This is a genomic window from Polaribacter sp. R77954, assembly GCF_044595335.1.
Lineage (GTDB): Bacteria > Bacteroidota > Bacteroidia > Flavobacteriales > Flavobacteriaceae > Polaribacter.
This window is the reverse complement of the sequence record NZ_CP138992.1, coordinates 3,774,101-3,785,537: the sequence shown is the minus strand read 5'-3', so window position 1 is coordinate 3,785,537 and position 11,437 is coordinate 3,774,101. Positions and strand designations below refer to the sequence as shown.

At 30.1% G+C, this 11,437-nt stretch carries 11 protein-coding genes and 1 tRNA gene; 3 read left to right on the top strand and 9 right to left on the bottom strand.

Translation table 11 applies throughout. The features are described from left to right. Positions 1–54 precede the first annotated feature (54 nt). The 8 genes from SJY27_RS16310 to SJY27_RS16275 all read right to left on the bottom strand — a co-directional run bounded on the left by SJY27_RS16310 (position 55) and on the right by SJY27_RS16275 (position 6,434). Complete coding sequence (locus tag SJY27_RS16310) at positions 55–1,053, bottom strand: helix-turn-helix transcriptional regulator (protein ID WP_397445932.1); 999 nt, start codon at positions 1,051–1,053, stop codon at positions 55–57. A gap of 121 nt (positions 1,054–1,174) precedes the next feature. Next, positions 1,175–1,792, bottom strand: a complete 618-nt coding sequence (locus SJY27_RS16305; RefSeq protein WP_397445931.1) for an ATPase — start codon at positions 1,790–1,792, stop codon at positions 1,175–1,177. 693 nt (positions 1,793–2,485) lie between these two features. Then, complete coding sequence (locus SJY27_RS16300; RefSeq protein WP_397445930.1) at positions 2,486–2,809, bottom strand: hypothetical protein; 324 nt, start codon at positions 2,807–2,809, stop codon at positions 2,486–2,488. Between the two features lie 21 nt (positions 2,810–2,830). After that, complete coding sequence (locus SJY27_RS16295; RefSeq protein ID WP_397445929.1) at positions 2,831–3,331, bottom strand: hypothetical protein; 501 nt, start codon at positions 3,329–3,331, stop codon at positions 2,831–2,833. Then, positions 3,324–3,650 carry a helix-turn-helix domain-containing protein gene (locus SJY27_RS16290; RefSeq protein ID WP_397445928.1) on the bottom strand — a complete coding sequence of 109 codons (327 nt, stop codon included), beginning with the start codon at positions 3,648–3,650 and terminating at the stop codon, positions 3,324–3,326. The genes SJY27_RS16295 and SJY27_RS16290 overlap by 8 nt, the downstream gene beginning before the upstream one ends. Positions 3,651–3,885: 235 nt before the next feature. Beyond that, positions 3,886–4,722, bottom strand: coding sequence for an RteC domain-containing protein (locus SJY27_RS16285; RefSeq protein WP_397445927.1), 837 nt, complete (start codon positions 4,720–4,722; stop codon positions 3,886–3,888). Positions 4,723–4,819: 97 nt separating this feature from the next. Next, the gene (locus tag SJY27_RS16280; RefSeq protein ID WP_397445926.1) at positions 4,820–6,067 is read right to left on the bottom strand and encodes a site-specific integrase; all 1,248 of its coding nucleotides are present in this window, start codon (positions 6,065–6,067) and stop codon (positions 4,820–4,822) included. Positions 6,068–6,349: 282 nt separating this feature from the next. Then, positions 6,350–6,434: transfer RNA gene (locus SJY27_RS16275), tRNA-Ser, on the bottom strand. Between the two features lie 241 nt (positions 6,435–6,675). Here SJY27_RS16275 and aroC point away from each other — a divergent pair. The 3 genes from aroC (at position 6,676) to SJY27_RS16260 (ending at position 9,825) form a co-directional block, all read left to right on the top strand. Next, positions 6,676–7,743 carry a chorismate synthase gene (gene aroC / locus SJY27_RS16270; protein ID WP_397445925.1) on the top strand — a complete coding sequence of 356 codons (1,068 nt, stop codon included), beginning with the start codon at positions 6,676–6,678 and terminating at the stop codon, positions 7,741–7,743. 81 nt (positions 7,744–7,824) lie between these two features. Further along, complete coding sequence (locus tag SJY27_RS16265) at positions 7,825–8,919, top strand: heparan-alpha-glucosaminide N-acetyltransferase domain-containing protein (RefSeq protein WP_397445924.1); 1,095 nt, start codon at positions 7,825–7,827, stop codon at positions 8,917–8,919. 18 nt (positions 8,920–8,937) lie between these two features. After that, the gene (locus tag SJY27_RS16260; protein ID WP_397445923.1) at positions 8,938–9,825 is read left to right on the top strand and encodes an alpha/beta hydrolase; all 888 of its coding nucleotides are present in this window, start codon (positions 8,938–8,940) and stop codon (positions 9,823–9,825) included. Between the two features lie 72 nt (positions 9,826–9,897). Here SJY27_RS16260 and SJY27_RS16255 read toward each other — a convergent pair whose 3' ends face one another. Beyond that, positions 9,898–11,409 carry an NADP-dependent isocitrate dehydrogenase gene (locus SJY27_RS16255; RefSeq protein ID WP_397445922.1) on the bottom strand — a complete coding sequence of 504 codons (1,512 nt, stop codon included), beginning with the start codon at positions 11,407–11,409 and terminating at the stop codon, positions 9,898–9,900. Between the last annotated feature and the right edge of the window lie 28 nt (positions 11,410–11,437).

The following is an 11,437-nucleotide window of genomic DNA, read 5'->3' as shown; positions in this document are numbered from 1 at the left end:
TTTTTAATTCGATACTACAAAGCTAAAATCAAACTATGCAATATAGTTGCACTTTTATTTCACATAATTTTCTTTCAAAAAAATTACATGCTCAATTATTTTTATCTTTAAATTATCTGGCTCTAAAACCTCTACATCCTGACCATAAGATAAAATTTGCTGTATCAATTCTGGATTTATGATAGCCATAAACCAAACTTGGTCTTGTTTATCTTCTTCAAAAAATTCTTCAAAATCTGGAATAAACGGTTTTGTTTTAAAGTAGTTTTCACGACCATTGTAAAACTTTAAAATTACTTTTTCAACTTCTACTGAAGTTCTTCTTACTCCCACCATGGTTCTGAAAAAAGCCTCCCAGTCCTTTTGTGATTCTTCATATTCAACATCTTTAAGGATATTGAAATTAATAAGTCGTTTATCTAAAGGAATACTGTGTTGCCATCTTTCTTCTGTTTTGTTATACCCAAAAACAAACCACCTTCTGTTATATTGTTTTAATATGTGTGGATGGAACTCGAAAGTAGTAGGCACTTCGTCTTTAAAGCCTTTAAACTTAATTTGTAATACTTGTTTTTTTTGAATCGCTAGGTAAAATGGTTTCAAATGTTTTATACCCTTGTATTCTTCATTATGGTCATAAAATAAGATTTTGGATTTATCTATTTCCTCATCTTCCTCATCTTGGAATTTTATTAAAGCTTCTGCTAGTTTATTGTATTTTGGATGATTCTCAAAACGTTGTAATAATTGTTGCGAAGCATCAATTAACTCTTTTTCATAGGGTAGTAATGGTTTTAATGCAATTGAAAAATTAGCGTCTGAGTATTTATAAGTTCTTGACATTTCTTCAAGAGGCGCTCCAAAACCATTAATTGGATCCTTGAATAGTTTTATATCTTCTCTTAATGTTCTTTCTGAAATTCCTTCACCAGGATATATATCTGCTATTTTTAGATTAACGTATTCTAATAACTCTTTAAATGTAAATGCTTTATTTCTAAAACAGTTGTCTAAGATATTGTATCTAACGTGTGCATGTTTGCTGTTAGCCATTGATTTACTTTCCGATTAAGATTTTTAATTTTTAGCAATTTTTTTATCAAAAAAAGATAAAAACTAAAGATAAAAAAAAGGCTTCATATCCACAAAAAGAACCAAAAGAATTTAAAATTTATTATTTCCGTTTGTCTTTGGTGTGATTAGGAAATGCTATTAAGTTAAATGATTCTCTTAATCGGCTTCTAATTCTATTGCCATAGCATTGTTCTAGTTCTGAAGCTGATAGGTTTGTAGTTAGATGGGTTTTTGTTCTTCGACTGGGTTCTGGGTGACAAAAGCCATCGTAACGTGAAAGTAAAATTTCGCCCATTACATTACATTCGTTTCCGTAATATTTTAGATTACTTTCGGTTCCTAGATCGTCAAAACAAATGATGCCTGCTTTTTTTTGATGTAATCTTGGTTTACTGTATTTGTGTATCACATCGTAACCTTCTTTTATGAATTCAAAACTTACTTCTCTACATGATTTTACATAGTATTTTTGATCTTTTGGAACTAAGAATTTTAATAATGACATTAATGTGGTTTTGCCACATCCTATAGGGCCTGATAGTAAGATTCCTTTTTCTAAATTGATATTGCATCTTTTTACCATTTTTTTATCTTGTAAACTGTAGGCTATCAGTTTGTAAATAATGGTTTTGTCTTCTTCGTATATTTTGAAATGATTCCCAAATAGTTGTTTTCCTTTGGATTCTAACCAGTTTGTTGTGTTTTGGTAGTTTATCATAGTGGTAATGGTATTTTTATTTTCATTTTGCCTTGATGCAAAACGAAACAAAAGATCAAGACTTGGATTTTCAACGGTCAATTACGTTTTTAATGCCTAAAATAAAAGAACTCGCTTCGCTTAAACAGCTTTTATTTTTACAGCATTTTCAAACTATTGACGCTCGTTTGCAAATCCTATATCGGCTTTGATTGTGACTTTGTTTTATGAGATTGGTAGTTGTACATGTTCGTTGATCGTTTTTGGTTATTGGTTTTTCCTTTCATTTTTTCTTGATAGATGCTGAACTAAATTCAGCACAGGCTTCACAAAAGCTCTAGACTCACTTTTCTTTGTTATTTATTATTCTTTTCCATTGATGAAAAAGTATTCAAAAAACCTAGTCTGCATATATTTTTAATTATTTCTCATTCTTTTTTGCATTGATCAAAAAAGAATCAAAAAAATCTAGTCTTGAATTATATTCATATACTTTTTGCTTGACCAAAAAGTAACAAAAAGTCAAGACTCACTTTTATTTTTATAAAATTCTACGTCTTATTTCTCTATCGAACCCAGACCGCAAGCTCTTTGGGTTCTTTCCGTTTCATAAAACTTGAATTCTTACTAAAAATAAAATAGGTCGGTTTTAGATTTTGACTTTATTTAATGAGATTTCTCGTTGTTCATTCCTCTCTCTGTCGAAATGACAACCTACAGAGGTTCTGAGTAATCTTTATCAATGCTTGTGTTGAGGTTTTGGGGTTGAATTGAGGTTTTTGAGTTGTTATTATTTCCGTTGTATTTTAGACTATTGAGCATCCAATTTTTTGCTGCTGCTTTCCAATTTTTCATTGGAGTCTTTCCGCCTACTAACCATCCATTACTGGAAAAGTAATTGTGAAATTTGTTGGCTTCGATTTCTGGAAAGTTTTGTTCCTGGAAGTATTTTATGACCTCATCAACTTCAGGAATTTTATTTGAGATCTCTTGAACTTGCTCAAGATGACATTCGTTACTTTTATTTTTTTGGCGCAACTTTTTTTGTTTTGAAACCTCTCAACTTCGCTCGAGGTGACTACCTAAATTTTCTAAATCAGAATTTTGTGATTGCTCTTCTTCTTTTAATTTATTTATAGTGTTTGTACTATTTGTATTGTTTATATAAGATACTTCTGCTTGTTCATTAGTTGATAGGTTACTTGTCTCTTGCTTGTCTTTAACTTGTTTATTATATGATTTCTTTTTAGGCTTTAAGTTTTCAGAAAAATTAAACATATACACCATACTCCCCTTATAAGGATTGTAGGATGGTTCGTATCTTAAATACCCTAATGCATGTAAATTTTTTAAGCATTTATGATAGGTGGCTTTTGAACTTATCTTGCTAATTCGCATAACTTCGTCTCTAGAAATACTGATTGGATTTCTGAATCGGTTGCAGTTCCAGAATTGAAACAAAGCAATGTACAAACTGATATGTGTTGGATTTAAGGTATGATCGTTGATGACTTTATCAAAGAAACCTGTTAGGTGTTTTATATAATTCATGTTACTCATTTGTATTTCTGTTTACTTTGTTTTGCTCCATTACTTTTAAAATTTCTTCATAAGAGTAGAAGATAATTCCGCCTATTTTGGTATAGGTTAAGGTTCCGTTTATTCGTAAATTTTGTAATGTTCCTGGTGAGATTCTTAACAAAGCTTTTACTTCTGAAGACTTTAACCATTTTTGAGGTTGCTCTTCTTTTTTACTGATATTGATTTCGTTGATCAAAAAATTCAGTGCATTTAACAAGTCTAATCTTGTTACTTGTTGGTGTTTTAAAATGTCTAGATTTTCGGTTTCTGGGAATAGATTTTTTAAGTTTAGATCCATATTGATTTGTTTTAAATTAGAATAAATTGTTCTACTACAAATCAACTGCAATTGGGTTATTTCTATTCACAAGGTATTCGTAAGGTGGGTATGATTTTTTACTAAAAGGTTGTAAACGACTATTATTATTGAATGTAAATTTTTAAAACGGATTTCAATTGAATTCTAATCCACATTGAAGATTTAGAAAAGCACCCTTTTTATATTGAAAACCACAGTTGGCCCAAGTTGGGCTTTATAGATCTTCTTCGTTTAACTTCTGGTTGAGGTTGTCTGCTAATTTATTTAAGAATTTTGTTCTAACCGTTTTGCGAGATTTGATATCTTGATAAATTCTGTAAATATTATCTTCTAATTCAATATTAAAAACCTTACCTAAATGTGTTGCTAATTCTTTTACTTCTGTATTTCCGTTATTAATGAGTCCAGCATGTTTTAGTGCATAAATCAATTCGACTAAATCTATTTTTGAACCAGACCAAGTGTAGTTTATTGGATCTCTAAAATTCGCTGCTCCACTTTTAAGATTTATTTCATCAATTTTACGTTCTAAATAATTTACTAGCATATCTGAGCCTATTAGTATCGCTACTTGATATTCGTGAGATGTGGAGATTTTAGAATCGAAAAACAACTGCATTGGATCGTCTCTTAAAATATCTTTATAGGGTCTTCTTACAAAATATTTGTGATCATTATACGTTGCTCTTGATCTGTAATACTCGTAAAAATCACGATTTTCTCTGGTTACTTCTGTTAGCTTATTTATGGCTCTGATATAGTGTTTCCTTTTTGCTTTTTTACCAGGAGGTAACGTAGATTCAATCTTTAAAACATTTTGATAAAACAGTATTTTAGAAATTAAGGAAGGTTTTAATTCTTTAAAGAAATAAATCTCGTTCTTTTCACAATCAAAAGAATAATTCTTCAACCATTTGTTGAGGAGCTTTAGCTTCTTTTCTAAAAAATAAATAATTTTTTGGCACCCAACAATCGTGTTGGATTCAGAACTTTTGAGTAATACAAAGTCCCGCTCCAATTCTTGAAAGAATGGTGTGCAAAATGAATTCATAGCAAATAAATGAGTTATTTTGAGTACTACCAAAATACTTCATTTTGTATAAATTCTATGAATTGATGTGCTTAAAAAGTTATTAACAGCCTCTAAACTAGCTTATATCTTGATTTTTAGTTAATGCATATTTATTATTCAATTTTTGCTTTAAAACCTGCATATCATGGCTTACTTTTTTGTCTAACACTTTTGCATAGTGTTGTGTGGTTCTTAAATTTTTATGTCCTAACATTTTGCTGACACTTTCTATGGGCACTCCATTTGAAAGCGTAACTGTAGTAGCAAATGTGTGACGTGCAATATGAAAAGTTAATTCTTTATTGATTTCACATACTACCGCTATTTCTTTTAAATATGCATTCATTTTCTGATTGCTAAAAATAGGTAATAAGGAATTATTAACAATACATTTTGGATGGTCTTTGTATTTATCAATGATGATTTGAGTGACTGGTAACATTGGAATTTTAGATGCTGATTCTGTTTTTTGACGATGGGTGAATATCCATTTATCTCCATCAATTCCGATACTGATATGTGATTTGGTTAAATTCTTTACATCTATATAAGCTAACCCTGTATAACAACTGAATAAGAAAATATCTCTTACTAGAGACAAACGCTCTGATGTAAATTCTTTTTCCATTAGTTTATGAATTTCATCTTCTGTTAGATAAACGCGTTCTACTGTTCTTATTTTAGATTTGTAATTGCTAAACGGATTTCTGTCCATCCAATCATTAGCCAAACAGATTTTAATAATCTTGCCAAAATTCTTAATGTATTTTACTGCTGTATTATTACTGCAATTTCTAACTGATCTTAAATAGAATTCGTAATCTGTGATGAAGGCATGGTTTATTTTTAGAATATCTATATCTGACTCCTTAAACTTCCATTCTAAAAATTCTTTGGTATGTTTTAGTGATGTTTTATATCTCTCAAGTGTTCCTAGAGCATATTCTTTTCCTACTAATTCTTCTATTCTTTTGTTATGGTCTTCGAAAATTGGAATTAACATTCTACGTTTTGCTTCTTCTCCTATTATTTTACTTTTAAAGAGTTTTGCTGTAATTGGAATTTTTGCGTGAATAAATTCCATTTGAATATCAATAATCTTCGTTTTTAAAATATCAAGGTGTCTATTTATTGAACGAGCTTCATTGGAATGCCCCTTTACTTTACCTCCAGCTGAGGACCATTTTTCGGGTTGTATAAATCTACCTGTGCTAAATTCCATTCGTTTTCCATTGACTGTAATGCGTGTGTAAATGGCGCATAGCCCTTTGCTGTTTACTTTTGTTTTCTTCGCATAAAAAAGAATTGCTGTTTTTGTTTTCATTTTTGGTAACCTTTTAAATTCATATTAAATGTATACTGACACCGAACACAAAAAAAGATGTACTTTTTTTGAACTGGTTTTAGTCATTTTTTAATTTTGAAACCCTTGATATCAAAGGGATACAGAGAAATTAGGTGTCCATGTTTTTTGTAAATTACAAGTGACACCGAATGGGTCTCGATTTTTATACGATTTAATGAATTTTATGGGTTTTGTGGAAAAGCAAAAACCCTTTAAAACATAGGTTTCAAAGGGTTTTGATGATTTTTGAAAATCTATCAGCGGAGAAAGAGGGATTCGAACCCCCGGACCTGTTACAGTCAACAGTTTTCAAGACTGCCGCATTCGACCACTCTGCCATTTCTCCAAGTGTCTCATCAGGTATTCCCTGAATGCGGATGCAAATATAGAAACCTTTTTTAATTTGTGAAACAAAAAAAGTCAATAATTTTTCAACTTTTTTGAATATCCATTAATTTAACGACTATATCCCTAAAAATCAACATCTAAAAAACTTTAAGTGCAATTAGATATCATTAACTATTTTAAAAACAGTTAAATCTTAATGCGATTTAATTATATTTGTGACAGAATTTTAATATTTAAATATGTCATTTAATTCTTTCGGAAATTTATTAAAAGTAACCACTTTTGGAGAATCACATGGAACAGCCATTGGAGGAGTAATTGATGGATTTCCTGCAGGTTTAGAAGTTGATTTTGAAGCAATTCAAGAAGAATTAAACAGACGTAAACCTGGTCAATCTAAAATAGTTACCCAGCGTAAAGAACCTGATACTGTTGAGTTTTTATCTGGAATTTTTGAAGGCAAAACAACTGGAACATCTATTGGTTTTGTTATTAAAAATACCAATCAAAAAAGTAAAGATTACAATCATAACACAAACGTATATCGACCTTCGCATGCAGATTATACTTATGACCAAAAATATGGTATAAGAGATTACAGAGGTGGAGGACGCAGTTCTGCACGTGAAACTGCAAATTGGGTAGTAGCTGGTGCTTTGGCTAAACAACTTATAGCTAGTATTCATATCAATGCATTTACTAGTTCTGTTGGTGATATTTTTATGGAAAAACCATATCAAGACGTAGATTTTTCTAAAACCGAAAATAATATTGTACGCTGTCCAGACGAAGCATCCGCAGAAAAAATGATTACCAAAATTAAGGAAATCAGAAAAGCAGGTGATACTATTGGAGGTACAATTACTTGTGTTGCTCAAAATGTTCCTGTTGGCTTAGGTGAACCTATTTTTAATAAACTGCACGCTCAATTAGGTAGTGCTATGTTATCTATAAATGCTGTTAAAGGTTTTGAATTCGGTAGTGGATTTTGTGGTGCTAAAATGAAAGGTTCTCAACATAATGATGTTTTTAATGCTGATGGCTCTACACAATCTAATTTATCTGGGGGAATTCAAGGTGGAATTAGTAATGGAATGGATATTTATTTTAGAGTTGCTTTTAAACCAGTTGCCACAATTATGAGTAGTCAACAAACCATTAATTCTGATAATGAAGTTACAGAAATTACTGGTAAAGGAAGGCATGATCCTTGTGTTGTACCAAGAGCTGTGCCTATAATTGAGGCTATGACAGCTTTGGTTTTAGCTGATTTTTACTTGTTAAATAAAACTAGGCAGATATCCTAAAACTCTTGAAAATAGTAAAGCTGTTATAATTTTAGGTGTCTTTCTTTAAATATATGTACTTTTAAGATTTAAACAAAAAGATTGAACTCTAAAAGACTATATTTTATTGATATTATTCGTGCTTTTGCCATTTTAATGATGTTGCAAGGGCATTTTATTGATACACTTTTAGATTCTATTTATAGAAATGAAACCTATGTAATTTACAAAATTTGGTCTTATTTTAGAGGAATTACAGCTCCGACTTTTTTTACTATTTCTGGTTTAATTTTTACTTTTTTATTACTAAAAGCGAAAGATCGAGGAGAAGAAAAGTTAAGAATTAGAAAAGGTACAATTAGAGGTTTATTCTTAATTTTTATTGGCTATTTGATAAGAATACCAATTTTACAATGGTTTATGGGTAGTTTTAACACCTACTTTCTAGTCATTGATGTACTACAGTGTATTGGTTTAAGTTTAATCCTTGTGATAGGTTTGTATCTTTTATCCTTAAAAAATCTTTATTATTTTTCTGTACTAAATTTGATTGCAGGAATTCTTATTTTTGTGACAGAACCTTTATACCGAGAACTTACTTTTAATACTATTCCTTTAGTTTTTAGTAATTATATTTCAAAAAATAACGGATCTATTTTTACATTAATACCTTGGTTTGGTTATGTTGCTTTTGGTGCATTTTTAGCAACATTATTCTACCTAAATTTAGATAAAAAACAATTTAAATTAAAGGTGATTATCGGTTTTCTAATCACTGGGTACCTATTGATTTTTTATTCATCATGGATTCTGTGTGAAATAGCCAAATTAACAAACATAAAATTATTTTTAGATGCTGCAAGTTTCAACTATTTATTTACAAGATTGGGCAATGTATTTTTATATTTTGCTGTTTTTTATGGATTTGAAAACTACCTGAAAATTCCATTAATTTTAAAAATCGGACAAAAAACATTATCCATTTATGTAATTCATTTTATCATCATTTATGGAAGTTTTACAGGGATTGGTTTAAAACTAATTGGTAAAAACCTATCGCCTTTACAGGCTATTTTTGGTGCAATTCTTTTTATGGCTTGCGTTTGTTTTATCTCTTTTTATTATGTTAGAACGAATGCATTTTTATACAATCATTTAAGGAATTTTTACTTTAAACTAAAAACCAAGTATCTTTAAAGCTGACTTTACTCTTTTATGAAACGTCTATTTTTATTTACTCTTCTATTTTTTATCAATATTTTAAATGCTCAAGAAATTTATTTTGACAGCATTTCTAAAGTCAAAACAAGAACTTTCAAATACAAAAAAATTGATGGTAAAAAACTCAAACTTGATTTTTATAAACCAAAAAACATCAAAAAAGATTATCCTTTGATTTTATATGTGCATGGAGGAGGATTTTCTGGAGGAAGACGAAATGAAAACTACATCAAAGATTTTGCCAATTTTCTTACTAAAAGAGGCTATGCTGTGGCTTCAATATCGTATCGATTAACAATGAAGCTTAAAGGTTTTGGTTGCAACACAAAAGCTAAAGATAAAATTAAAGCATTTGATACTGCTTCTGAAGATATTAGCTATGCATTGCAGTACATTTTAAAAAAGAAAACACGATTTAAAATAAATCCTAAAAAAATAATTCTAGCAGGTTCTAGTGCTGGTGCTGAGGCTATTTTACATTTAAATTATGTGTATAAAAATACTATATTACCTAAAAATTTTCAGTTTTCGGGTATAATTAGTATGGCTGGTGCTTTAATTTCTTTAGATAATATCAACCTAAAAACTGCAATACCTACGCAACTTTTTCACGGAACTTTTGACAAGTTAGTGCCTTTTGATACTGCTCCACATCATTATTGTACTAAAGATAATATTGGGTATTTACCCCTTTTTGGATCTAAAGCCATTGCTGATAAATTAAAATTATTGAACAAATCTTATTATTTGTATACTATTAAGAATGGTGATCATAGCTGGAATTCTAAACCTATGTTTAAATGTAGAAAAGCTATTTTAAACTTTTTATATTTTGATGTTTTAAAAGAGCAAAAAAGACAAACTGATATTACAATAGATTGAATACAACACGAAAAAAGTGAAGATTTCGCTCCACTTTTCAAACTTAACTCATTAAAATAAATACTATTTTTATTATTCTCCTTGGCCTAATGAAAATCCTCTTTTTCCATCAAACTCATAGAGATTTTCTGTTTTTATAATTTCGAAACCTTGGTGATGTAATTTAGATTGTAAAGCAATTACTTTTTCAAAATCAATTGGGTTGTACACTTTTTTTCCATCAATTTTAGCATCAACATCTACAAATCTACACCTCCAATGATCTGTACAATAGGTTTCTTCCATTCCTTCTGGATATACTTTTACACCTCTGTTGGTTATCATTTTTAGCTTCATTTTAAAAGAATTGATATTATTTAATGCATCACCAATAATGTTTGGGTTATTACCTTTCCAATTGATAAAAATATCAACACCAACCAAAACTTGTTTTTGTGCTTTTCTTTTGTACTCTGGTATTACAATTTCGCCATTTCCAGATGCCAGATTACTTACTGGTAATTTTTTTGGTGATTTTCCTAAATTCTGAATAATTCGATCTGCAAATTCACTAGTAGAAACTATTTCTCTTGTAATTTCTTCTTGAAAAACATCTGCTGTATGATATCCTTGCTCTAAGGTTGTTAACCAAGCATTTTTGATGGTATCTGCAATTTTAGTTTTACCAACGTGTGATAATAACATTACAGCCGCATTTAACAACCCTGAAGGATTTGCTATTTTTTGACCAGCAATATCTGGTGCAGAACCATGAATTGCTTCAAACATAGCAACATTTGTGCCCACATTTGCTGAACCAGCCATTCCCACAGAACCCGCAATTTCTGCTGCAATATCAGAAATAATATCTCCGTATAAATTAGATGTTACAATAACATCATAATTTGCTGGATTTGCTGCCAAACGTGCAGAACCGATATCAATAATTTGAGAGTTACTTTCAATTTCTGGGTATTCTAAAGCAACTTCTTTAAACACTTTATGAAAAAGACCATCTGTTAATTTCATAATATTGTCTTTTACCATGCATGTTACTTTCTTACGTCCATAAGCCTTGGCATATTCAAACGCATATCTTACAATTTTTTCACAACCGGGTCTTGTAATCAATTTTAAACATTGCACTACGTCTTGTGTTTGTTGATGTTCGATACCTGCATACAAATCTTCTTCATTTTCTCTTACAATTACTACATCCATCCCTGCAAAGTTTGTTTCTACATAAGGGGCATATGCTGTTACAGGACGCACATTTGCAAACAAGCCTAAAGATTTACGTAACGTTACATTTAAACTTTTATATCCTTTGCCTTGTGGTGTTGTAATTGGTGCTTTTAAAATTAACTTATTTCTACTTATGGTTTCCCAAGCACTTTTTTCAATTCCAGAAGAATTACCTGAAAGGTACACCTCTTTACCTATTTCAATTTTTTCTGGTTTTATGTTTGCACCTGCAGCCTCTAATATTCTTAAAGTAGCCTCCATAATTTCTGGGCCTATTCCATCTCCGTAAGCAACTGCTACTTTTGTTATTTGCTTATTGATAAGTGTTCTTGATTTTTGCTGAGTTCTAATATTTTCCATTGTAGTGATCTTTTAAAGTTATTACAAA

Excerpts from the sequence above, each read along its gene's own strand:
- SJY27_RS16260 (WP_397445923.1), top strand. The coding sequence starts at position 8,938 with ATGAAACGTCTATTTTTATTTACTCTTCTATTTTTTATCAATATTTTA.
- SJY27_RS16255 (WP_397445922.1), bottom strand. The coding sequence starts at position 11,409 with ATGGAAAATATTAGAACTCAGCAAAAATCAAGAACACTTATCAATAAG.
- SJY27_RS16295 (WP_397445929.1), bottom strand. The coding sequence starts at position 3,331 with ATGAGTAACATGAATTATATAAAACACCTAACAGGTTTCTTTGATAAA.
- SJY27_RS16290 (WP_397445928.1), bottom strand. The coding sequence starts at position 3,650 with ATGGATCTAAACTTAAAAAATCTATTCCCAGAAACCGAAAATCTAGAC.
- SJY27_RS16280 (WP_397445926.1), bottom strand. The coding sequence starts at position 6,067 with ATGAAAACAAAAACAGCAATTCTTTTTTATGCGAAGAAAACAAAAGTA.
- aroC (WP_397445925.1), top strand. The coding sequence starts at position 6,676 with ATGTCATTTAATTCTTTCGGAAATTTATTAAAAGTAACCACTTTTGGA.
- SJY27_RS16305 (WP_397445931.1), bottom strand. The coding sequence starts at position 1,792 with ATGATAAACTACCAAAACACAACAAACTGGTTAGAATCCAAAGGAAAA.
- SJY27_RS16285 (WP_397445927.1), bottom strand. The coding sequence starts at position 4,722 with ATGAATTCATTTTGCACACCATTCTTTCAAGAATTGGAGCGGGACTTT.
- SJY27_RS16310 (WP_397445932.1), bottom strand. The coding sequence starts at position 1,053 with ATGGCTAACAGCAAACATGCACACGTTAGATACAATATCTTAGACAAC.